This is a genomic window from uncultured Sphingomonas sp. (assembly GCF_964244235.1).
GTDB lineage: Bacteria > Pseudomonadota > Alphaproteobacteria > Sphingomonadales > Sphingomonadaceae > Sphingomonas.
In genome coordinates, this window is the sequence record NZ_CAXTII010000006.1 from 23842 (window position 1) to 46229 (window position 22388).

A 22388-nucleotide genomic window follows, 5' to 3' on the forward strand; every position below is an offset into this window, starting at 1 on the left:
CCGGCTTTCCCTTCTGGGCCCCGGCCTTCGCCGGGGTGGGTAATGGAGGGGCGGGGGTGACTCGCTAACGCCAGATGCTAAAGCGCCCCCATGAACGCCCCCAATTCCTTCCGCACGCAGCCCCCCAAGCTGGCGAACAGCCTGCGTCAACAACCGGACTCCCGTGGCCATTTCGGCGATTATGGCGGGCGGTACGTCGCCGAGACGCTGATGCCGCTCGTCCTCGATCTCGATCGCGAATACCGCGCGGCGAAGGGAGACCCCGCATTCCAGGCGCAGTTCGACGACCTGCTGGAGCATTATGTCGGCCGCCCGTCGCCGCTCTACTACGCCGAGCGGCTGACCGAAGCGCTGCGTGCGTCCGCGCCCGAGGCAATGGGCGCGCAGGTCTGGTTCAAGCGCGACGAGCTGAACCATACCGGGGCGCACAAGATAAACAATTGTGTCGGGCAGATCCTGCTCGCGATGCGGATGGGCAAGACGCGTATCATCGCGGAAACGGGCGCGGGCCAGCACGGCGTCGCTACCGCGACGGTCTGCGCGCGCTTCGGGTTGCCCTGCGTGATCTACATGGGCGCGCGCGATATCGAGCGGCAGGCCCCGAACGTGTTCCGCATGAAGCTGCTCGGCGCCGAGGTGCGTCCGGTGACCAGCGGCGCGCACACGCTGAAGGACGCGATGAACGAGGGGATGCGCGACTGGGTCGCGAACGTCCACGACACCTTCTACATCATCGGCACCGCGGCGGGTCCGCACCCGTATCCCGAACTGGTCCGCGATTTCCAGAGCGTGATCGGCAAGGAGGCGCGCGCGCAGATGCTGGCACGGACCGGCCGCCTGCCCGACCTCCTCGTCGCGGCGATCGGCGGCGGGTCGAACGCGATCGGGCTGTTCCATCCGTTCCTCGACGATGCCGATGTCGCGATGCTTGGCGTGGAGGCGGCGGGGCACGGCCTCGACAAGGCACATGCCGCAAGCCTGGCGGGCGGATCGCCGGGGGTGCTTCACGGCAACAAGACGTACCTTCTGCAGGACGAAGACGGCCAGATCACCGAGGCGCATTCGATCTCCGCCGGGCTGGATTATCCCGGCATCGGACCGGAACATGCGTGGCTGCGCGACATCGGCCGGGTGCAGTATGACAGTGCGACCGATGTCGAGGCGCTGGATGCGTTCCAGTTGCTGTGCCGGACGGAGGGGATCATTCCCGCACTGGAACCCTCGCACGCGATCGCAGCGGTCGCGCGCAAGGCACGGGAAATGCGGCAGGATCAGGTGATTCTTGCGAATTTGTGCGGGCGCGGGGACAAGGACATCTTCACCGTCGCGGAAGCGCTGGGGGTGGCGATATGAAGCTGGATTGGCGGCAGGCAGTTACCTCGGCTGTTGTGGCTGGGGTTACGGCCGTTCTGTCCTTGTGGTTGCTAAGCTTTTTATTCCCCAAGCAGAATTGGTTTGCAGCGCTATCGATAGGGTTGGCAGTCGGCGCGGGCCGCCTTGTTCGCACGGACAAACGAGCGTGACCCGCCTCGCCACGGCCTTCGCCAAACCTCACCCAGCCCTCATCGCCTTCGTCACCGCGGGCGACCCTACCGCTTCCGCCACCCCCGCCATCCTGGACGCACTCGTCGTAGGCGGCGCGGACGTGATCGAACTCGGCATGCCGTTCACCGACCCGATGGCGGACGGCCCTGCGATCCAGGCGGCGAATATCCGCAGTCTTGCGGCCGGCACCACCACGGCCGACATCCTGCGGATCGCAAAGGGTTTCCGCGCGCGCCACCCGGACGTGCCGCTGGTCCTGATGGGCTATGCCAATCCCATGATCCGACGCGGGGCGGACTGGTTCGCCGCCGCCGCGAAGGAGGCGGGCGTCGACGGCGTCATCTGCGTCGACATCCCGCCCGAGGAAGACGACGCACTGGGCCCCGCGCTCCGCGCGGCCGGGATTGCTCCGATCCGCCTCGCCACCCCTACCACCGACGCCGCACGATTGCCGACCGTCCTGGCGGGGGCAAGTGGTTTTCTCTATTACGTCTCCGTTGCAGGTATCACTGGTAAGCAACAGGCACGGCAGGATTCTATCGACGCCGCGGTCGCCCGGCTGAAGGCCGCTACCGACCTGCCCGTTGCGGTCGGCTTCGGCATCCGCACCCCCGAACAGGCCGCGCAGGTCGCACGCGTCGCGGACGGTGTGGTGGTCGGCTCCGCGATCGTCGAGATCGTCGCGCAGCACGGCGTGGACTCCCCCGGCCCGGTCGCCGCCTATATCCGGACCCTCGCCGACGCCGTCGCGGGCGCAACGAAAAAAACTCTCATGGAGATCGGCGCATGAGCTGGCTCAACAGCGTCCGCAACGCCCTGCCTTTCGTCGCTAAGAAGGCGTCGACCGAGGAAAATCTCTGGCACAAATGCGGGGGATGCGGGCAGATGGTGTTCGTGAAGGAACTGGAGGAAAACCTCTCGGTCTGTCCGAAATGCGATCACCACGACCGGATCGGGCCGCAGATACGGTTCCGCCAGATCTTCGACGGCGACTATCAGGTCCTGCCGAGCCCAAAGGTCCCCGAGGACCCGCTGAAGTTCCGCGATTCGAAACGCTATGCCGATCGGATCAGGACCGCGCGTACCGCGACCGGCGAACAGGACGCACTCGTCAACGCCCGCGGCACGATCGGCGGTCACGGCGCGATCGTCGGGGTGCAGGATTTCGCGTTCATGGGCGGATCGATGGGCCTCGCGGTCGGCGAGGCGTTCGTGCGCGGCGTGGAGAACGCGGTCGCGGACGGGGTGCCTTATGTCATCTTCACGGCGGCCGGCGGCGCGCGGATGCAGGAAGGGATATTCAGCCTCATGCAGATGCCGCGCGCGACGGTGGCGATCGCGATGCTGCATGACGCCGGGCTGCCCTACATCGTCGTGCTGACCGATCCGACGACGGGCGGCGTCACCGCGAGCTATGCGATGCTGGGCGATATCCAGATCGCCGAGCCCGGCGCGCTGATCGGATTCGCCGGCGCGCGGGTGATCGAACAGACGATTCGCGAGAAGCTGCCCGAGGGGTTCCAGCGCGCGGAATATCTGCTCGATCACGGGATGCTGGACATGGTGGTCCACCGCCGGAACCTGCCCGAGCGGATCGCGCAGACGATAGGATATCTGTGCGCGAAGCAGGCGGCGTAATCCCTTCTGCCCCCCTCCCGCTTGCGGGAGGGGCCGGGGGTGGGCGGGCGCTATCGGCGCGCTCACCGCTTGTTGCTGGCGGAGCGCGCACCCCCAACCCTTCCCGCGCGCGGGAAGGGAGATAGATGGACCACGCCACCTCCACCGACCCCGCCGTCCAGGCCCAGCTAGACCGCCTCGCCACCCTCTCCCCCGGTGCCGACATCCTTGGACTCGAACGCATCACCGCACTCCTCGCCCGGCTCGGCGATCCGCATCTCGCCATGCCGCCGGTCTTCCACGTCGCCGGGACCAACGGCAAGGGATCGACCTGTGCGTTCCTGCGCGCCGCGATCGAGGCGGCGGGGTACAAAGTCCATGTCTATTCCAGCCCGCACCTCGTCCGTTTCAACGAACGAATCCGGATCGCCGGGCGGCTGGTCGACGACGCAATGCTCGCGGGGCTGCTCGCGGAGGTTCTCGATGTGGCTGACGATATCGCGCCCAGCTTCTTCGAGGTCACGACCGCCGCCGCATTCCTGGCCTTTGGCCGCCACCCCGCCGCCGCGACGATCGTCGAGGTCGGGCTCGGCGGGCGGCTCGATGCGACCAACGTCGTCGCACCCGTGGTAACCGGCATCGCCGCGCTTGGGATGGACCATGAAACCTTCCTCGGCGACCGGCTGATCGGCATCGCGGGCGAGAAAGCGGGGATCGCCAAGCGCGGCGTGCCGCTCGTCACGATGGATTATGCCCGGCCGCTGCGATCCCGCATCGCGGCGGTCGCTGCCGCTGCGGGCGCGCCGGTGATCGCCCGCAAACGCGACTGGTCGAGCGAGACCGCACGGTCGACGATGCGTTATACCGACCCCGGATTTTCGGTCGTCACGCACCGTCCGCGACTGGTGGGCGCACACCAGTCGCGCAACCTGGCGCTCGCCATCGCGATGGTGCGCCACCAGGGCGCGATGGATATCCCGGAGGCGGCGATGCGCGCCGCGGCGGACTGGGCGCATTGGCCGGCGCGGATGCAGCGGCTCGCCCCCGGTCCGCTGGTCGATCGCCTGCCCGCGGGCAGCGCGGTCTGGCTGGACGGTGCCCACAACCCCTCCGCCGCGATTCCGGTGGCGAAGGCGCTTCGAAGGGTCTCGCAAGGGGCCGCGACATTGGTGCTGGGGATGCTCGCGAACAAGGACGCGACGGGCGTCCTCCGCGCGTTGGCCCCCGGTCTGCGCGACGCGATCGCGGTACCGGTACCGGGTCACCTGCATCATGCGCCCGACATGCTCGCCGGTGTCGCCCGGTCCTTCGGCCTTGCGGCCGGCACCGCCGCGTCGGTCGCCGATGCGATCGACCGCATCGGAGGGGCTGGCGAACCGCGCTGCGTCCTCGTCGCGGGATCGCTCTACCTCGCCGGCGATACACTCCGGTTCAACGATCAGGTGCCTGACTGATCGTCTAGGCCAGTTCGCCCGTGTGCCCCGGCTCCGACACCCTCGGCACGCGGGTCGATCGCCACCATTCCGCGAGCACGAACGCGATCGCGATGAGCCCGGTCGCCGCGACCCAGCGGAACACGCTGGCATAGCCGTATTTGTCGAACGCCTCGCCCGCGACCCCCTTGCCAAGCGACCCGATCGAAAAGGTCAGCGACGGCAGCAGCGCATATTGCACGGCGGCGAACCGCTTGCTCACGATGCCGGATACGAACGCCATGAATGCCGCGCCTGCAAGGCCGGTCGAGATGTTTTCGTAAAAGATCGTGAGCAGCAACCGCGCCATGCGGATATCGCTTCCAGCCAGTGCGGCAAGGGTATCGAGCCTGAACAGGTGGAGCACGACGTCGATGTGCGCCGCGCCCTCCGCGAGATCGGCATAGATGAAATTCCCGAAGATCGGCATCGCCGCGCCGATCAGCACGGTAGGGAAACGTCCCAGTTTCAGGAACAGGATGCCGCCCAGGCTGACGCCGACGATCGACATGACGATACCGAAGATCTTCGACGCGAAAGCCACCTCGTCCTTCGTATAATGCATGTAATCGAGGTAGAACGGGTATGCGAACGACGCCCAGATATTGTAGCATAGCGGATAGGTCAGGATCAGCGCGATCACCAGCAGCACGCCCCAGCCCAGCCGCTGGGTCAGATCGGCGAGCGGCGCGATCAGCGCGCCGTACAGATGATTTGCCGCGGTGCGGACGCCAGACCGTACCGGATCGGCCGACATCTGCACGGCCTTACCCCGCGCCTTCAGCGCGTTGACGACGCCGGCGACCGCCAGCGGCAGCAGGATCGTCGCGGCGACGATCCACGGCCCGTCATGCTTCAGGAAATCGCTTGCCGAGGGCCGCACCGCGCCCACTGGCATGTCCGCCAGCATCGCCACCATGAACCGCCCGATCGTGGCGATCGCCCACACCCAGCTGACGCCGACGACCAGCAGTGCGAGCGCGCGCGCGCGCGGGGTCAGCTCGCCCGGCAATGCCAGCGCGGCGTCGTCGTTCGCCCCGCGCGGCCGCTTCGTATCCGGTGCCGTCAATGCGACGAGCAGCATGACGCCCAACACCCCAGCCATGAAGAGATACACCCCCGTCCACGACATCCGCGCCGCAAGGAACAGCGCGAACGCACCGCCGACGATCGCCGCGGTGCGGTAGCCCAGCTGGTAGATCGCGGACAGCAATTCGACCGGCGTCGCCTCGTCGGCCACGTCGATCCGCCACGCGTCGATCGCGACGTCCTGCGTCGCCGACGCCAGCGCACCGATAACCGCGAAGATCGCGAACCGGCCGATATTCGCTGCGGGATCGGTCACCGACAGCATGACCAATGCGCCGATCAGTACCGCCTGGCACAGGATGATCCACCCCTTGCGCCGTCCGAGCGCACTGAGCACCGGCAATCGCATGCGATCGACCAGCGGCGACCACAGGAACTTGAACGCGTAGGCAAGTCCGATCCAGGACAGCACGCCGATGGTCGCCAGATTGACCTTCGCCTCGCCGAGCCAGGCGTTGAGCGTTCCGATCAGCAGGGCGAAGGGCAGCCCCGAGGAGAAGCCGAACGCCAGCATCGACGCCGATGTGCGGGTGCGCAGCGCCGTCGCCAGCAGCCGCCACCCCCTTGGCCGTTCAGCCGTCACGATCGTCTCCCCCGCTCACCCGGCGACCTTAGCGGGCCGACCGGCGCTGACTAGAGGAGATGCGCGGTCAAGCGGCCGCGAACAGCGTGAAACCCGACGGCAGCCGCTTTGGCGTCTGTCCGCCGCGCGTCGCCTCGATCGCGGCGATCGACCCGAGCAGGTCGCGCGGGGCATAGGGTTTCGCGAGGCACCCGGTCGCGAACGAATGCGCGTCGACCGGGCAGTTGCCGGTCACGAACATCACCGCGACCCCGCGGCCATAGGCGGCGCGTGCGACGTCGATTCCCGACCCGTCCGCCAGACTGACATCGACGAGCACCAGATCGATCGTCGCGCCGCTTTCGATGACGGCCAGCGCATCGGCGACCCGGTCGACGGTGGCGACGATCGTGAAATCGGCATCGGTCAGGACGTGTTCGGTATCGAAGGCGATCAGCGGCTCGTCCTCGACGACGAGGAGCCGGACGATCGACCGCTTCTTCCGCATGAACATCATGCCCGCCCTTTTTCCCGGCGGAGTGCCCGCCTCGATACGTCCCTGTGCCTGCGCGCCTTAACGCGCGTTGACCACGTCGGTCGCAATTTTATTCGGTGACCCGTGCATAAGCCTGTATCAGCCGGGCGATGACGACCAGGATCAAAGTCCCGCGCGCCGAAACCGATACGCCGCGCGACGGCGACCGCATCGCCAAACTTCTCGCGCGCGCCGGGATCGCGTCGCGCCGCGAGGTCGAACGGATGATCGCGGAGGGTCGGATCGCGATCGACGGCGTGGTGCTCGACACGCCGGCGACGGTGTTGACCTCGCTGGCCGGCGTCACCGTGGACGGCAATCCCGTACAGGCAGCGGAGCCGACCCGGCTGTTCCTGTACCACAAGCCGGCGGGGTTGCTGGTGACCGAGCGCGATCCGAAGGGCAGGCCTACGATCTACGAACATCTGCCCGACGACCTGCCGCGCGTCGTGCCCGTCGGTCGTCTCGATCTCGCGACCGAGGGGCTATTGCTGCTGACCACCGACGGCGGGTTCAAACGTCAGCTGGAATTGCCCTCGACCGGTGTCGAGCGCGCCTACCGGGCACGCGCCTACGGGCAGGTGACGCAGGCCCAGCTCGAGGATCTGGCCGAAGGCGTGGAGATCGAGGGCATCCGTTACGGATCGATCGACGCGAACATCGAACGCCGGACGGGCGCGAACGTCTGGATCGAAATGATCCTGACCGAGGGCAAGAACCGCGAGGTCCGCCGCGTGCTGGAGAATCTCGAATTGCAGGTCAGCCGCCTGATCCGCACGCGGTACGGCCCGTTCGTCCTGGGCGAACTGGGCCCGGGCGAGGTCGGCGAAGTCGGCGAGCACGACCTCGCCGCGTTCCGCCGTGCGCTCGGCGATGTCCGCCACGGCCGGTCGCGCGATGATTCGCCCGATGCCACGATCGCGGTGGAGGCACGGTCGAAACCGCGCGCTGCCGCGACCCCGAGCAAGCCGCGACCCGTCGATCGCGCGCCGCGTTCCGCCGGGCCCGCGCGCCAGGAACCCGGCGCCCGCCGGTTCCGTACCGAACGATCGACGCGGGCCGGGGAAGCGTTGACGACCAGGCCACCGCGCGCCGACGATCGACGCCCGTCCGCCGGAGCCGCAGCGCAGCGCCCGGCCCGGCCGCGGGGAGACGGAGACGCCGTCGCGGCTCCACCGAAAACCCGGCGCGGGACGGTCCGGCCAGACCGCCCCGCCCATACCGGCCGGAATCCGGATGGCGACGGCGCCGCGTCTCGAGGGACGCGCGGCGCTGCCCGGCGATCCGACGCGCCGGCGGCAGATCGCCCCGGCAAATCCTCGCGTCCCGCCAAGCCCGCGGGTTCGGCCCGCATTCGCGCCGACGGCACCGCCGCCAGCGACAAGCGTCCGCGCTCGACCAGGCCCGCACCCGGCAAGGGCCCGGCGGGGGGCCGCGGACGGCCGTCCAGGACGCCGCGGGACAAGACGCCGCGGGACAAGACGCCGCGGGACAGGGGCTGATGCGCGTCATCGCCGGTCAGTGGCGCGGCCGCTCGCTCGCCGCGCCCAGGGGTGAGGCCACGCGTCCAACCGCCGACCGCACGCGCGAGGCACTGTTCTCGATGCTGACCAGCCGGGTCGGCAGTTTCGATGGGCTGGCGGTGGCCGATCTGTTCGCCGGTTCGGGCGCATTGGGAATCGAGGCGCAGTCGCGCGGTGCCGCGTCGTGCCTGTTCGTCGAACAGGACCGCGCCGCGCTCGACGCGTTGAAGGCCAATCTCGCGAAGCTGGGCGTGCGCGCCGATGTCCGCGCGACGTCGGTCATGGCGCTCGGCCCTGCCCCCGCACCGCTCGACATCGTGATGATGGACCCGCCCTACGGCACCGGCGCGGGCATCGTCGCGCTGGACAAGCTGTCGCGGCTCGGCTGGACGGGCCCTGCGACCTGGGTGAGCATCGAAAGCGCGAAGGCGGAGGAGATCGCGCTGGCCGGCTTCACGGTCGATGCCACGCGGGTTCACGGCAAGGCGCGGATCACGTTGCTTCGGGCGGACGCCATGTAGAAATCCGCCACCCCGGCGCAGGCCGGGGCCCAGATGCGCAGGTCATCATTGTCGAGGTGGTGGCTTCGCAATGATCGTCTTGCAACTAGGCTCCGGCCTTCGCCGGGGGGGCTGAGCGTTAATTGGCGGCACCGTCCTTTAGGCAGGAATGATGCCCACCCCCCGCACAACGGTTGCCCAATCCCCCCGCGTTCCCTACCTGTTCGCCGGTGACCCAGATCGCCGCTCAGACCGACCCGCCCTATCTCAAAGGCCTGAACCCGCCGCAGCGTGAAGCGGTGTTGACGACCGATGGGCCGGTGCTGATGCTGGCGGGTGCAGGTACGGGCAAGACCGCAGCGCTGACGGCCCGCCTCGCGCATCTGCTGTATACGCGCAAGGCGTATCCCAGCGAGATCCTGAGCGTCACCTTCACCAACAAGGCCGCGCGCGAGATGCGCGACCGGGTCGGGCGGCTGGTGGGCGACATGGTCGAGGGGATGCCCTGGCTCGGCACGTTCCACGCGATCGGCGCGAAGATGCTGCGGCGGCATGCCGAACTGGTCGGGCTGCAGTCGAACTTCACGATCCTCGATACCGACGATCAGCTGCGGCTGTTGAAACAGCTGATCCTTGCGGCCGACATCGACGAGAAGCGCTTCCCCGCGCGCGCATTGGGCGGCGTGATCGACGACTGGAAGAATCGTGGTCTGAGCCCGCGCGAGATCGATGCGGGCGAAAGCGAACGCTACGCCAATGGCCGCGGCGGCGAGCTGTACGCGGCCTATCAGGCTCGCCTGAAGGCGCTGAACGCCTGCGATTTCGGCGACCTGCTGCTCCACATGCTCGTCATCCTGAAGACGCACCGCGACGTGCTCGAACTCTACCAGCAGCGCTTCCGCTACATCATGGTGGACGAATATCAGGACACCAACAGCGTCCAGTATCTGTGGCTGCGGCTCCTCGCACAGGAGCGTCGCAACATCGCCTGCGTCGGCGACGACGACCAGTCGATCTATTCCTGGCGCGGCGCGCAGGTCGAGAACATCCTGAAGTTCGAGAAGGATTTTCCGGGCGCGAAGGTCATCCGGCTCGAACAGAATTACCGCTCCACCCCGCATATCCTCGGTGCCGCTTCGGGCGTCATCGCGCACAACAGCGGCCGGCTGGGCAAGCAATTATGGACCGAGATCGATGCGGGCGAGAAGGTCCGCGTCGTCGGTGTCTGGGACGGTCCGGAGGAAGCCCGCCGCGTCGGCGACGACATCGAGACGGCGCGGCGGAACGGCATGTCGCTGAACGACATCGCGATCCTCGTCCGCGCGCAGCATCAGACGCGCGAGTTCGAGGACCGGTTCATCGCTACGGCCACGCCCTACAAGATCGTCGGCGGTTTCCGCTTCTACGAACGCGCCGAAATCCGCGATGCGCTCGCCTATCTGCGCGTCGTCAACCAGCCCGCCGACGATCTGGCGTTCGAACGCATCGTCAACGTGCCCAAGCGCGGCCTAGGCGACAAGGCGGTGGCGAAGGTCCACCAGCTGGCGCGCGCGCTGAACGTGCCGCTGACGATCGCCGCGGCGCGTATCCTCGACAGCGACGAACTGACGGGGGCCGCCCGCAATTCGCTCCGCCGGCTGGTCGGCGACATCGCGCGCTGGCGCGACATGGCGCGGTCGATGCCGCACGCCGAACTCGCCCGGCAATTGCTCGACGAGAGCGGCTGTACCGCGATGTACCAGGCGGAGAAATCCGCCGACGCCGCGGGGCGGCTGGAGAATCTGTCCGAACTGGTACGCGCGATGGAGGAATATGATTCGCTTGGCGCGTTCCTCGAACACGTGTCGCTCGTCATGGACAATGAAGGCGGTCGCGACGATCCCAAGGTCACGATCATGACGATCCACGCCGCCAAGGGCCTGGAATACGACACCGTTTTCCTCGTCGGATGGGAAGAAGGGCTGTTCCCCTCGCAACGCGCGATCGACGAGGGCGGCACCCGCGCGCTGGAGGAGGAACGCCGTCTCGCCTATGTCGCGATCACCCGCGCGCGGCGCAGCGCGACGATCCTGCACGCCGCGAACCGCCGCATCTACGGCCAGTGGAATTCCAGCATCCCCAGCCGCTTCGTCGGCGAACTTCCAGCCGAGCATCACGAGGCGGAAACGACGATGTCGGGCGGCGCGAGCCTGTGGCAAGCGAATTGGAGCGAACGCGCCGACCCCTTCGCCGACATCGCCCGCGGAACCGGCCGCGGCCCCGGCTGGCAGCGCGCGGCGACGGTCGGCGGCTTCGTCCGCGAACCGTCGCGGGTGGTGGAGGCGCGCACCTCCGCGGTCAGCCTGGGCAACAAGGGCCGCAGCGACCTGTCCGTCGGTCAGCGCGTGTTCCACCAGAAGTTCGGCTACGGCGATATCGCGGAAATCGAAGGCAACAAGCTGGAGATCGATTTCGAGAGTGCCGGGCGCAAGCGGGTGATGGACTCGTTTGTGACGGTGGGGTGAGCTACTGCCCACCAGACCTCAACCAAAGATACAATTGGATCAATCCGACTATAATCCCCACGCAGGCACTCAAAGCTGCAATCGTCCTGGCTTTACGACTTTCCAATAGACGATCGAATCTGTTGACAATCGCCCTTCCTGAGATCTTCAGCCTTCCCTTAATCGCCAAGCTAACAACGTAGCTAAAAAAACCTACCTTCGCGATTGTAGATGTGTTCATTCTAATGAAATCTTTAGCCTTAAACGCCTCTGCTTCTTTGGCTCCAGTAAGAAAACCTTGGATTTTTCCACCATTCAAATTCATTAAAGACGCCATGCGGGGATCAGCAACGTAATCATCGCCATATCGACTTTTGAGCGCGTCGTTCAGATTATACCGCACTTCGATAGTAATACTGGGAGGCTCTAGCTTAGTTAATTTCCTATAGCGATGCTCAATATGTTCAAAACCGAATACCACATTTCTCATGTTCCAGTGAAGCCAATATTTTTCGCGACGATCTCGCGCGAAATTGTAAAACTTGATCAAAAGATCCTTTTCAATCTCGTCGTACCGGGCCTCGACTTCAACAGCGTCTATCCCCAAAACCTCGGCAGACGTATGCATCGCAAAGCTTACAGTTTGCCCCGTCTGGTAATGACGAACTACAATCGAAGTAATTCTTGGGGAAAGGGATCCCACTTCCGCATCAAAAGTGATTGCGATGAGTAGTGTATTATAAAAAACCGATCAGGATGACGGCCAATTTCGCCGAATATGTCACGATTAAGCAAGTTACCCCCCCTTACTCCCATCAATAATTCACGCAATTACGCCGCCACCCGCTCCACCGTGATCGCCCCTTCCCGCGCCCGTACCTGCGCCAGATCATACCCCGCCTGCATCCGCATCAACGTATCGGCACTCAATCCGAACGCCTTCTCGAAGCGGATCGCCATCTCCGCCGACAAGCCCGCCCGACCGCCGAGCAGGTTGCTCATCGCCTGCCGCGTGACGTGCAACTTCGACGCGGCGTCGGTCACGCTCAAGCCATGCGGGTCGATCATTTCGGTGCGCAGCCACGCGCCGGGGTGCACGGCAAAGCTCGGATGCAGCTTGATCGCCATCAGTGATAATCCTCCAAGTTCATGTCTTCGATCGCGCCGGTCTCGCCGATCCAAAAGGTCAGCCGCCAATTGCGCGTGACAGTCAGTGCCCATGTTCCAGTCCGGCCACCTGTCAGAAGATGTGCCCCGTAATTGGGTGGCACTTTGAGTTCCTCGACCTTCTCGATCGCATTCAAATACGTGAGCATATTGCGCAATCTATTGACAACATTGCCAGGCAGTCCCTTCGGATGGCCCGTCTCTACAAAAGTTCGCAGCGCTTTGTGCCGTATGCTCCCGATGTCCACGGCCGAACGCTACATCGGCGACTCCAAACTGTCAAGTGTCAATTGACACTTACCCCGGTGAGACTACGCCGAAACCCCTGTCCTACAAAGCCCGCCGCCGACATACCCTGCCGGATGACACCGCCCCTCGAACCCGCCCCCGAACCCTACGCCTTCACCCCCGTCGCGCTCGCCCGGGTCCGCCACGACGGCTGGACGCCCGAGCGGCAGCGCGGGTTCATCGAAATCCTCGCCGTCACCGGCGTCGTCAGCGCCGCAGCGAAGGCGGTGGGGATGTCGGCGCAGTCGGCCTATCGGCTGCGCGATCGTCCCGGCGCGAAGAGCTTTGCGGTGGCGTGGGATTCGGCGCAGGACGAGGGCTTTCTCCGCGCGCTTTCGCTGGCGATGGAGCGCGGGATCAAAGGCTATACCGTGCCGCGCTTCTACGCCGGGCGGGAGGTCGCGCGGATCCACCGTTTCGATAACCGGATGGCGATGGCGGCGCTGAATACCCGCGCGCGGATGGGCCGCCGCCCCGGCGGGTGGGAGCCGTGAATCTTGCGCACCACCGTCACCTTATGTAAACTTAGCGGCGGCGCAGCGTCACGGCCCCGCTCGCCCAGAGCGCCCACCACACGATCAGGGGCTGCAACAGCAATCGCGGGGCGTGATACCAGATCGGCAGGCCGGTTCCCGTACCCAGATCGTGGATCGCGTGCTTGACGTTCGCCGGGTAGACGCACACCGCATAAGCCGCGAAGGCCCAGCCGGCGGTGCGACGCCAGCGCGGCGTGAGCAGTGCGACGACACCCGCCAGTTCGCACACCCCCGTCGCGATCACCACCGCCTGTGGGAACGGCACCCAGTCCGGTACGATCCGCACCATGGCATCGGTCGCGAGCAGATGCCCCACACCGGCCACGGCGTAGAACGACGCCAGCAGCCAGCGGGCGATCGTCCGCCTGCGCTCCGCACCGCCGCCGTCTACTCGCTGCTCCACGCCCATTCTCCCGCGCCGGTCATGCGCCATTCGTCCGCGCAGGTCGATCCCGCCTTACCAATCGATGACGCCTTGCCTCCGCGGTCAAATGTGCGGACAAGGCGGCGGACGATTGAGGAGTTGCGCCATGAGACCGATCCTGCTGGGTATCGCCGCGATCGCAATCGGGGGCGCGGCGGCGCCGACGGCACGGCTCGCGCCGGGGTTGTGGCGGGTCGATACCGTTCCGGTCGGCGCGACACTGGACGGCCGGCCGCTCGGCGATCTCCCCTATACCGCGAACGGCCCGCAATCGGTCTGCATGTCCCCCGCCGAGGCCGTCGATCCTGCACGCTGGTTCACGCGGGACTCGGGCACCGGCTGCGCGGTGTCGCGGGGTGCGATCGTAAACGGGCGGGTCGATATCCGGGGGAATTGCCCGGGACAGGCGGCCGGCGATGCGCCCGGCACCGTCCAGTTGACGGGCACCTGGACGCCGGACCGATACGACCTTCGATTTGCGACGACGACGGTCGGCGAGAACGGGAAGATGGGGTTCACCGGGACGATCGCGGGCCGTCGCGTCGGAGCCTGCCCCGCGGCCAAATAGCTATCCGGCCGGTCCGATCAGCTTCTGCGCGAAATAGGTCATCTGCAGCGCCTGCAGCCGTGCGCCCTGCGCGATGTCCGCATCCCCCGAATGGCCGCCCGCGGTATCCTCGTAGAACAGATAGGGCAGCCCGAACTCCTTCATCCGCGCGGCGAACTTGCGCGCATGTTGCGGCCCGACGCGGTCGTCCTTGGTCGTCGTCCAGATATAGGGTTCGGGATAGGCGACGCCCCGCTTCAGATTCTGATAGGGCGAGATCGTCTGGAGAAACGCCTTCTCGTCCGGATTGGCGACCGATCCATATTCGTCCACCCAGGACGCCCCCGCCTCGATCCCCTCGTACCGGATCATGTCGAGCAGCGGGACCTGAATCACCACCGCTTTCCAGAGGTCGGGATGCTGGTTGAATTCCACCCCCATCAGCAACCCGCCATTGGAGCCCCCATAGATGCCGAGCTTCGCCGCACTCGTCAGCTTCCGCGCGAACAGATCCTTCGCGACGCTGGCGAAATCGTCGTAGACCACCTGGCGATGCGTCTTGCGCCCCGCATCGTGCCACGCCGGGCCGAACTCTCCGCCGCCGCGGATATTGGCGAGGACGTAGCTGCCGCCACGTTCGAGCCACAGCTTGCCGATCGTCGCGGCATAGCTTGGCAGCATCGGGATCTGGAAGCCACCGTAAGCGGTCATGATCGTCGGGGTGGTGCCGTCGAGTACCACCCCCTTTTTATGGACGACGAAATACGGGACTTTCGTGCCGTCCGTGGATGTCGCCTCGAACTGCTCGACGACATCGTTCGCCGCGTCGAACTTCGCTGGCAGCGCCTTGACCGGCACCGGGGCCGCAGCGCTGGTGGTATCGAACGAAACCAGTGTCGTCGGCGTCAGGAACCCCGTTGTCGCCAGATACGCGCGGTCGTTGCGGTCGCTCGTCCCAGCCACGCCGAAACTTGCGTTATCGGGGAGCGCCATCTGCCGGGCGGTCCAGCCACCGGCACCGGGCGTATAGATCGCGACGCGACCATTGACGTTGTCGGTGTACAACACGACCAGCCGGTCGCGCGTCGTGTCGCTGCCGGTGATCGCCTGGCGTGCGTTCGGCGCGAAGATCACGTTCGGCGTCGCCGTTCCGCGGTCGATCTCCGCCAAGGGCACCGAAGCGATCGCTCCTGCGGGTACTGCCCCCCAGGGGTCGCTCGTCTGGAAGACGACATGCCCGTCGATCATCCCCTGCGGGTTCGCGCGCGCCGGGATGTCGAGCTTCCTCGCGCCGCCCTTCGCGGTCCACACCAGCTTGTCGCTGCCGAAGAACGTCTTCTGGCGCTCGATGAAGACGACGTGATTGCCCTTGGCGTCGGTCAGGGTCGAAGCGTAGGTGCCGAGCTGGTCGCCGGGTTCGCCGCGATACACTTCGGTCGCGGCGGCCAGCGGCTGACCGCGTTTCAGCAGCTTCACGACGAACGGATAGCTCGATGCGGTCATCGTTCCCGCGCCCCAGTCGCGGCTGACCATCAGCGTATGCGCATCGATCCACGCCACGCCCTGCTTGGATTTGGGCAATACGAAGCCACCCCCGACGAAAGCGCCCCTGGCCAGATCGAACTCGCGATAGGTGACCGCGTCCTCGCCGCCTTCGGACAATGCGACGAGGCAAAGCCGTTCCTCGGGCTTGAGGCACGTCGCACCCTTGTAGACCCATTGCTTGCCCTCGGCCTTGCCGAGCGCGTCGAGATCGAGCGCGGTGGTCCAGTCGGGCGTGACGCCTGCATAGCTGGCGGCGGTCGTCCAGCGCCAGATGCCGTGCGGGTGATCGGCATCGCGCCAGAAATTGTAGATCCGGCCGAACTGCTGTTCGGGCATCGGGATCCGGTCCTTCGCTGCCGCGATCGCCAGCGCCTCGGCATGGAAAGTCGCGTAGCGCGGGTCGTTCTCAAGCCGCGGCAGCGTCTTCGCATTCTCCGCCTCCACCCAGGCAAGCGGCTTCGCGCCATCCTTGTCCTCGAGCCAGATATAGGGGTCGGCGGCGGTGTCGGCTTTCGTCATCGGCGGCGTCTGGGCGAAGACGGGCGTGGTCGCAAGGATGGTCGTTCCGGCAACCGCCGCCGTAGCAAGCAAAGTCAGACGCATAACAATCCCCCGATCGTCGCCCCGGCCGTGGGATCCCGTCAAAGTACTACTTTGACGGGGCCCTTGAGCCGGGGTCCATCGTGCCGCAATGACAACGCGGCCGGTATGCGGCGACATGGACCCCGGCTCAAGGCCGGGGTGACGAAAGTTGGGGCTTATGACGGGTGTAGCGTACAAAAATCAAGACGGCCTTCCCTATCCCCGCCGCTTCTACGCGATCGGCGCGATCTCGTTCGGGACCGCGCTGATCATCATCGACGGCGGCGTCGCCAATGTCGCGTTGCCGACGATCGCGCACGACCTGAACGTCGATCAGAGCGCGGTGGTGTCGATCGTGACGATCTACCAGCTGACGCTGGTCATGCTGCTGCTGCCGTTCGCGGGGCTGGGCGACCGGATCGGGCTGAAGCGGATGTACCAGGGGGGACAGCTGGTCTTCACCGTTGCCACCTTGCTGTGCTTCTTCGCCAAGAGCCTCGCCTTCCTGCTGATCGTGCGGGCCGCGCAGGCGATCGGCGCGGCGGCGGCGCTCAGCCTGTCGTCGGCGCTGCTGCGGCAGATCTATCCCTCGAACCGGCTCGGGCGCGGGCTGGGGATCAACTCGGTCGTCGTCGCCAGTTCCGCGGCGGCAGCGCCCACGATCGGCGGGCTCGTGCTGGCGGTCGCGCCCTGGCCATGGGTCTTCGCAAGCGCGGTGCCGTTCGCAATCGGGTCGTTGATACTTGGCCGCGCGCTGCCCGATCCGCCACCCCGCGACGCACCGTTCGACGTGCTTGGCGCGGTGATGTGCGCGGCGATGTTCGGGCTGGTCATCGGCGGGCTGGAGACCGCAGTGCACGGCAACAGCCCGGTGGTGTCGGCGGCGATCGTGCTGACCGGCGCGTCGATCGGTCTCGCGTTCGTGCGGCGCGAGCGCGGCGAGCCGAACCCGATCCTGCCGCTGGACCTGCTTGCGCAGCCGGTGCTCGCGCTGTCGGTGATCGGCGCGTACGCTGCCTTCATCGCATCGATGACGTTGCTGGTATCGACGCCGTTCCGGCTCCACGAACTCGGTTTCGGCGCCGCGGCGATCGGCGCCGCGATCGCGCCCTGGCCGCTGACCAACATGATCGTCGCGCCGCTGGCGGGGACGCTGTCGGACCGGATTCCGGCGGGGCTGCTCGGCGGGATCGGGATGGCGATCTCGATCGTCGCGCTGGTCCTCCTCGCGCTGCTGCCCGCGCATCCGACCTATATCGACATCGCCTGGCGGATGGCCTTGTGCGGATCGGGGTTCGGGACGTTCATGCCGCCCAACGCGCGGCTGATCATCGGCTCCGCCCCGCGCGAGCGCGCCGCCGCGGCGGGCGGGCTGGTATCGACGGTTCGGCTGGTCGGGCAGACGACCGGGGCCACCCTGGTCGCGGCGCTGCTGGCGATCGGCGTCGGCACGAATTTCGTGCCGCCGCTGGTGGCGGCGGGATTTGCCCTCATCGCCGGGCTATGCAGCATGGCGCGGCTGCGGCCGTCGATGCGCAATCCGGGGCAGACCGAAACGCAGGATGCGGTGCCGACATTGAAGACGACCCGTTAGGTCCCGGTCGACCCTTCGGTGCCATGCCTATGACGATCGCGTGATGACGACCATTGGAACACGGCACGCATGTCCTCGTTAGGCTGGCACGACCCCACGCAAAGGAACCGCGATGCCCTACGTGAAGACACGCGATGATACCGACATCTACGTCAAGGACTGGGGTCGTGGCCGACCGGTCGTCCTCCTCCACGGCTGGCCGCTCAATGCCGACAGCTGGGACCCTCAGGCGATGGCGCTGGCGAATGCCGGTTTTCGGGCTATCGCCTATGACCGGCGCGGGTTCGGTCGATCCGCGCAGCCATGGGATGGTTATACCTATGATACGCTGGCGGATGACCTGGCCGACGTCATGGCAGCGACGGGCGCGGACAGCGACGCGACGATCGTCGGCTTCTCGATGGGTGGCGGGGAAGTGGCACGGTATATGAGCCGCCATGACGGCAAGGGCGTGATCGCCGCCGGTCTGGTCTCTTCCGTCGTGCCGTACATGCTGAAGACCGATGACAACCCCGATGGTACGCCGCAATCGACGTTCGATCAGATTGCGGCGGGCATCAAGACCGACCGCGCGAAGTTCTTCCGCGATACGTTCGTTCCGCAATTCTACGGCGTCGGCATGCTATCCAGCCCGGTCAGCCAGGAGCAGGTCGATCATTCCGCCGCGCTTGCGATGATGGCGGGTTTGAAGCCCACATTGGCCTGTGCCGAAGCGTTCGGGCATACCGACTTCCGCCCCGATCTGCCCGCATTCCGCGTACCGACCCTGATCGTCCACGGTACCGGCGACAAGACGGTTCCGATCGACGCCTCGGGTCGCGCCGCCGCGCGTGGTATCAGCGGCAGCCAGCTGGTCGAATATGACGGTGCGCCGCACGGGCTGAACGTAACGGAAAGCGATCGGCTGACGAACGATCTGTTGACCTTCCTGGGGAGGTGACCAAATCCTCCCCGGTGGGGGCAGAGATTTATTTCAGCGGCACGATCACTTCGTCGGGATGCGTGACGTTCAGCTCCTTGCGAACCATTTCGTCGACCATATCCGGGTTGGCATGGTCCGGATTCAGTAACGCCACCCGGTTGCGGAGGACCGTACGCTTCTGGTCGAGCGTAATGTAATCCCGCTGATGCGCCGCCAGTTTCCGCCGGTAGTCCCCGTAGGCAAACATCCCGTTCGGGCCAAGAATCGCATAGGCACCGAAAAAGGCCATGAGCGTCAGACCGATCGCCGGCAACGCCGCGCGGCGCAGCGTGTTTGCGAAGGGGGACGGCTTCTTCATCGAAAGCGTTGAATCGGAAAAGGACCGGCGAATCAAGCCCCGATCAGGATATCGCGCCCGGCATAACGCCCGGCATCACCCAGTTCCTCCTCGATACGGATGAGCTGGTTATATTTGGCGAGCCGATCCGACCGCGCCAGGCTGCCCGTCTTGATCTGCCCGCAGTTGGTCGCGACCGCCAGATCGGCGATCGTCGAATCCTCGGTCTCGCCGGACCGGTGCGACATCACCGCGGTATAGCCCGCCCGCTGCGCTATCGACACCGCCTCCAGCGTCTCGGTCAGTGTTCCGATCTGGTTGACCTTCACCAGCAGAGAGTTCGCAACGCCATCGGCGATGCCCTTCTTCAATCGCTTCGGGTTGGTCACGAAAAGATCGTCGCCGACCAGTTGCACCTTGTCGCCGATAAGATCGGTCAATGACTTCCAGCCAGTCCAATCATCCTCCGCCATGCCGTCCTCGATCGAGAAGATCGGATAGCGGCGAGTGAGGTCGGCGAGATATTCTGCCATCTCATGACTGTCGAGGACCCGCCCCTCGCCCGAAATGTCGTATTTGCCTTGTCGGAAGAACTCCGTCGCAGCGCAGTCGAGCGCCAGCATGACGTCGTCACCCGGCCGATATCCGGCTTTCTCGATGCTCGCCATGATGAAATCGAGCGCTTCGGTCGTGCTGCCGATGTTGGGCGCAAAGCCGCCCTCGTCGCCGACGCCGGTCGAAAGGCCCTTCTCGCTGAGGCCCTTTTTCAGCGTGTGGAAAATCTCCGATCCGCAACGCACTGCCTCGAGCAGCGACGACGCGCCGACCGGTACGATCATGAATTCCTGGAAATCGATCGGGTTGTCCGCATGTTCACCGCCGTTGATGATGTTCATCATCGGCACCGGCAGGATGTGCGCCGACACGCCGCCGACATAGCGATACAGCGGCAGTCCCCGCGCCTCGGCGGCCGCTTTCGCCGCCGCCAGACTGACGCCCAGGATCGCGTTCGCGCCAAGCCGCCCCTTGTTTTCGGTACCGTCCAGTTCGATCATCGCGCGGTCCAGATCCGCCTGATCCTCCGCATCCATGCCAAGGACCTTGTCCATGATCTCGTCGTTCACCGCATCGATCGCCTGATCGACTCCCTTACCGCCCCAGCGCCCCCGGTCGCCGTCCCGCTTCTCGACAGCCTCGTGCGCCCCGGTTGACGCGCCCGACGGCACCGCAGCACGTCCAAAGCTGCCGTCATCGAGCAGCACGTCGACCTCTACGGTCGGATTGCCCCGGCTATCGAGAATTTGGCGCGCATGAATGTCAATGATTGCGGTCACGTAACGATGCTCCTAGACTTTGCGCCAGATGGCGCGCGCTCTACATTTCTATCGTCCGCGCGGCAATCGTCGTGCCGATGGAACCGCAGCTTGGGCGGCGGGGTTGAAAGGCGATATGTTTCGAAAGGGCTGGCATGACCGACACGACCATCAGCGACGCCAATACGGCCGATCCCTCCGCCGAACCGAAAACGGCAGATCCTTTGGTCGAACCGAAAGCCAGTGACGCGTCGCCCGAACCGAAGACCGTGTCGGCTTCCGTAAACGACGCTGTCAAGGACAACGCGACGAAATACGGCGCGCAGGCCGCGGACAAGGCACGGGAGTTTGCCGATACCGGCAAGCAGCGTGCGACCGGCGCGCTCGATCAGCTTTCCCAGATGCTCCATGACGCCGCCGGTCAGATCGACGAGCGGCTTGGCGCTCAATATGGCGAATATGCGCGTACGGCTGCCGGCCAGGTTTCTGGTTTTGCGGAACAGTTGAAGGCAAAGGATGTCGACGTGCTGGTCGAAGACGCACGCCATTACGTGCGCAAGAGCCCTGCCGTCGCCATCGGCGTTGCCGCCGCGCTTGGTTTCGTGGTCGCGCGGCTCGTACAGTCGGGTGTCGATGCCGGCGGGACGGCGGATTGATGGCGCTGCGTGGGATAGACGACATCGCGGTCGATCAGAACGTCTCGACGCTCGTCACACGTGTCGTCAGCGATGCGCGCGATCTTGCGGCCGCGGAGGTCGCTCTGGTCAAGGCTCGTATCGGCGAGCGGATCGCCGCGTACAAAAGCGCGGCGATCTTCCTTGCCATCGCCGGCGTTCTGGCATTGGCGGCGCTGATCGCGCTGCTCGTCGGTTTGATCCTGACGATCGCGACGTTGACCGGGCCAGGCTATGCGACCGCGATCGTCATCGTCTCCACCCTGGTCATTGCGGCGGTATTGGGGATCATCGGCAAGGGGCACCTCGCCGCGCCGCGCCCGGAGGCTTTACCATGACCGACCCCGCCAGGCGTCTGGTCGAGGCCGAACGCGACGCCGTGGTTGCACGTGAACGGCTCTCGTCGACCGTCAGCACGCTTCAGGTCAAGCTCGATCCCAAGACGCTGGCCCGCACGACGGCGACCGAGCTCGCGGATCGCAGTGCCGCCGCGGCGAAGGCCGGGGTTGCAGGCGCGCGCCGCAATCCGACGATCATCGCTGGCGTCGCCCTCCTCGCCGGTCTGTTCTTCGCCCGCCGTCCGATCGCAAGGATCGTGCGCCGCACCGTAAGCAAGCCGGGCCAGGCTCCCGCGCCGTTGAAGGAACCATCATGACCGATCCGACCCAGACCGAAGCCCGCGATTCGCATGGCCGCTTCGCGCATGACGCACCGGCGGAGTCCGCTCCGCCCGCAAGTGCCATGGCCTTGGTGAAGGACAAGGCCAGTACTGCGCTCGATGTGTCGCGCGACGCGGCGGCGGAAGCCGCCCGCCGCGCCTCGGAAGGAATCGAAGCCAATCCGCTGGGTATCCTGGTCGGTGGACTGGCGCTTGGCGCTATGGTTGGCGCACTGCTCCCGCGCTCGGCTCAGGAAAAGGAACTGCTTGCACCCGTCGGCAAATCGCTTGGTGCGCGTGCGCGGGCGGCGATCGCAGCGGCGCGTGAGACGGGTCAGACCGAGCTCGGTCAGATGGGCCTGACCAAGAACGCCGCCCAGTCACAGATACGCGGGTTGGTCGAAAGCCTCGTCGCGGTTGCACAGAAGGTCGGCACCGCCGCGGCGAAATCGGCTGCCGAGCACGGTTGACGCTT

24 protein-coding genes are annotated in these 22388 nt (G+C 66.0%); 15 read left to right on the forward strand and 9 right to left on the reverse strand.

Translation table 11 applies throughout. The features are described 5' to 3' along the window. Window positions 1-90: 90 nt before the first annotated feature. The 4 genes from trpB to ACFE7D_RS02285 all read left to right on the forward strand — a co-directional run bounded on the left by trpB (window position 91) and on the right by ACFE7D_RS02285 (window position 4616). Window positions 91-1353, forward strand: a complete 1263-nt coding sequence (trpB, locus tag ACFE7D_RS02270) for a tryptophan synthase subunit beta (protein ID WP_375393803.1) — start codon at window positions 91-93, stop codon at window positions 1351-1353. A gap of 166 nt (window positions 1354-1519) precedes the next feature. Beyond that, window positions 1520-2335, forward strand: a complete 816-nt coding sequence (trpA, locus tag ACFE7D_RS02275) for a tryptophan synthase subunit alpha (RefSeq protein ID WP_375393804.1) — start codon at window positions 1520-1522, stop codon at window positions 2333-2335. Continuing rightward, window positions 2332-3183: an acetyl-CoA carboxylase, carboxyltransferase subunit beta gene (gene accD, locus ACFE7D_RS02280; RefSeq protein ID WP_375393805.1), complete on the forward strand. Its 852-nt coding sequence runs from the start codon at window positions 2332-2334 to the stop codon at window positions 3181-3183. The genes trpA and accD overlap by 4 nt, the downstream gene beginning before the upstream one ends. 125 nt (window positions 3184-3308) lie before the next feature. Next, window positions 3309-4616: a bifunctional folylpolyglutamate synthase/dihydrofolate synthase gene (locus ACFE7D_RS02285; protein WP_375393806.1), complete on the forward strand. Its 1308-nt coding sequence runs from the start codon at window positions 3309-3311 to the stop codon at window positions 4614-4616. Between the two features lie 4 nt (window positions 4617-4620). Here ACFE7D_RS02285 and ACFE7D_RS02290 read toward each other — a convergent pair whose 3' ends face one another. After that, entirely contained in the window at window positions 4621-6306 is a 1686-nt protein-coding gene (locus tag ACFE7D_RS02290; protein WP_375393807.1) for an MFS transporter, read from the reverse strand. A 67-nt stretch (window positions 6307-6373) separates the two neighbouring features. After that, window positions 6374-6802: a response regulator gene (locus ACFE7D_RS02295; protein WP_174286495.1), complete on the reverse strand. Its 429-nt coding sequence runs from the start codon at window positions 6800-6802 to the stop codon at window positions 6374-6376. Between the two features lie 128 nt (window positions 6803-6930). Between ACFE7D_RS02295 and ACFE7D_RS02300 the strand changes: the two genes are divergently transcribed. From ACFE7D_RS02300 to ACFE7D_RS02310, 3 genes are all read left to right on the forward strand, one after another. Next, window positions 6931-8322 (forward strand): pseudouridine synthase, encoded by a 1392-nt coding sequence (locus ACFE7D_RS02300; RefSeq protein WP_375393808.1) that lies wholly within the window; start codon window positions 6931-6933, stop codon window positions 8320-8322. After that, the gene (rsmD, locus tag ACFE7D_RS02305; RefSeq protein ID WP_375393809.1) at window positions 8322-8864 is read left to right on the forward strand and encodes a 16S rRNA (guanine(966)-N(2))-methyltransferase RsmD; all 543 of its coding nucleotides are present in this window, start codon (window positions 8322-8324) and stop codon (window positions 8862-8864) included. Before ACFE7D_RS02300 ends, rsmD begins: the two co-directional genes overlap by 1 nt. A 209-nt stretch (window positions 8865-9073) precedes the next feature. Then, window positions 9074-11347, forward strand: coding sequence for an ATP-dependent helicase (locus ACFE7D_RS02310; protein WP_375393810.1), 2274 nt, complete (start codon window positions 9074-9076; stop codon window positions 11345-11347). 1 nt (window position 11348) lies between these two features. Here the strand turns inward: ACFE7D_RS02310 and ACFE7D_RS02315 are convergent, their stop codons facing one another. From ACFE7D_RS02315 to ACFE7D_RS02325, 3 genes are all read right to left on the reverse strand, one after another. Continuing rightward, the gene (locus ACFE7D_RS02315; RefSeq protein ID WP_375393811.1) at window positions 11349-11954 is read right to left on the reverse strand and encodes a hypothetical protein; all 606 of its coding nucleotides are present in this window, start codon (window positions 11952-11954) and stop codon (window positions 11349-11351) included. 203 nt (window positions 11955-12157) lie between these two features. Then, window positions 12158-12454 carry a HigA family addiction module antitoxin gene (locus ACFE7D_RS02320; protein WP_375393812.1) on the reverse strand — a complete coding sequence of 99 codons (297 nt, stop codon included), beginning with the start codon at window positions 12452-12454 and terminating at the stop codon, window positions 12158-12160. Then, window positions 12454-12741 (reverse strand): type II toxin-antitoxin system RelE/ParE family toxin, encoded by a 288-nt coding sequence (locus ACFE7D_RS02325; RefSeq protein ID WP_375393813.1) that lies wholly within the window; start codon window positions 12739-12741, stop codon window positions 12454-12456. Before ACFE7D_RS02325 ends, ACFE7D_RS02320 begins: the two co-directional genes overlap by 1 nt. Window positions 12742-12855: 114 nt before the next feature. Between ACFE7D_RS02325 and ACFE7D_RS02330 the strand changes: the two genes are divergently transcribed. Next, window positions 12856-13275 (forward strand): hypothetical protein, encoded by a 420-nt coding sequence (locus ACFE7D_RS02330; RefSeq protein ID WP_375393814.1) that lies wholly within the window; start codon window positions 12856-12858, stop codon window positions 13273-13275. Between the two features lie 31 nt (window positions 13276-13306). Here ACFE7D_RS02330 and ACFE7D_RS02335 read toward each other — a convergent pair whose 3' ends face one another. After that, window positions 13307-13720 carry a DoxX family protein gene (locus tag ACFE7D_RS02335; RefSeq protein ID WP_375393815.1) on the reverse strand — a complete coding sequence of 138 codons (414 nt, stop codon included), beginning with the start codon at window positions 13718-13720 and terminating at the stop codon, window positions 13307-13309. Between the two features lie 127 nt (window positions 13721-13847). Here ACFE7D_RS02335 and ACFE7D_RS02340 point away from each other — a divergent pair, with 127 nt between their 5' ends. Next, window positions 13848-14309, forward strand: a complete 462-nt coding sequence (locus tag ACFE7D_RS02340) for a DUF3617 domain-containing protein (RefSeq protein WP_375393816.1) — start codon at window positions 13848-13850, stop codon at window positions 14307-14309. On the opposite strand, the gene ACFE7D_RS02345 is transcribed toward ACFE7D_RS02340, so the two are convergent. Then, window positions 14310-16352 (reverse strand): prolyl oligopeptidase family protein, encoded by a 2043-nt coding sequence (locus ACFE7D_RS02345; RefSeq protein ID WP_375393817.1) that lies wholly within the window; start codon window positions 16350-16352, stop codon window positions 14310-14312. It lies immediately after the preceding gene. A gap of 241 nt (window positions 16353-16593) precedes the next feature. Between ACFE7D_RS02345 and ACFE7D_RS02350 the strand changes: the two genes are divergently transcribed. Together ACFE7D_RS02350 and ACFE7D_RS02355 are read left to right on the forward strand one after the other, a co-directional pair. Continuing rightward, window positions 16594-18009 carry an MFS transporter gene (locus ACFE7D_RS02350; RefSeq protein WP_375393818.1) on the forward strand — a complete coding sequence of 472 codons (1416 nt, stop codon included), beginning with the start codon at window positions 16594-16596 and terminating at the stop codon, window positions 18007-18009. A gap of 112 nt (window positions 18010-18121) precedes the next feature. Beyond that, the gene (locus tag ACFE7D_RS02355; protein ID WP_375393819.1) at window positions 18122-18949 is read left to right on the forward strand and encodes an alpha/beta fold hydrolase; all 828 of its coding nucleotides are present in this window, start codon (window positions 18122-18124) and stop codon (window positions 18947-18949) included. Between the two features lie 28 nt (window positions 18950-18977). Here the strand turns inward: ACFE7D_RS02355 and ACFE7D_RS02360 are convergent, their stop codons facing one another. Further along, window positions 18978-19289 carry a septum formation initiator family protein gene (locus tag ACFE7D_RS02360; protein WP_375393820.1) on the reverse strand — a complete coding sequence of 104 codons (312 nt, stop codon included), beginning with the start codon at window positions 19287-19289 and terminating at the stop codon, window positions 18978-18980. Window positions 19290-19321: 32 nt separating this feature from the next. After that, complete coding sequence (eno, locus tag ACFE7D_RS02365) at window positions 19322-20602, reverse strand: phosphopyruvate hydratase (protein WP_375393821.1); 1281 nt, start codon at window positions 20600-20602, stop codon at window positions 19322-19324. A gap of 134 nt (window positions 20603-20736) precedes the next feature. Here eno and ACFE7D_RS02370 point away from each other — a divergent pair, with 134 nt between their 5' ends. The 4 genes from ACFE7D_RS02370 to ACFE7D_RS02385 are packed head-to-tail and all read left to right on the forward strand — an operon-like array spanning window position 20737 to window position 22383. Next, a complete protein-coding gene (locus ACFE7D_RS02370) occupies window positions 20737-21237 on the forward strand; it encodes a hypothetical protein (RefSeq protein WP_375393822.1) in 501 nt (166 codons plus the stop codon). Next, entirely contained in the window at window positions 21237-21593 is a 357-nt protein-coding gene (locus ACFE7D_RS02375) for a phage holin family protein (RefSeq protein ID WP_375393839.1), read from the forward strand. Before ACFE7D_RS02370 ends, ACFE7D_RS02375 begins: the two co-directional genes overlap by 1 nt. Next, entirely contained in the window at window positions 21590-21910 is a 321-nt protein-coding gene (locus ACFE7D_RS02380) for a DUF3618 domain-containing protein (protein WP_375393823.1), read from the forward strand. The genes ACFE7D_RS02375 and ACFE7D_RS02380 overlap by 4 nt, the downstream gene beginning before the upstream one ends. Continuing rightward, on the forward strand, window positions 21907-22383 hold the full coding sequence (locus ACFE7D_RS02385; RefSeq protein WP_375393824.1) for a hypothetical protein: 477 nt from the start codon (window positions 21907-21909) through the stop codon (window positions 22381-22383). The genes ACFE7D_RS02380 and ACFE7D_RS02385 overlap by 4 nt, the downstream gene beginning before the upstream one ends. Window positions 22384-22388 lie beyond the last annotated feature (5 nt).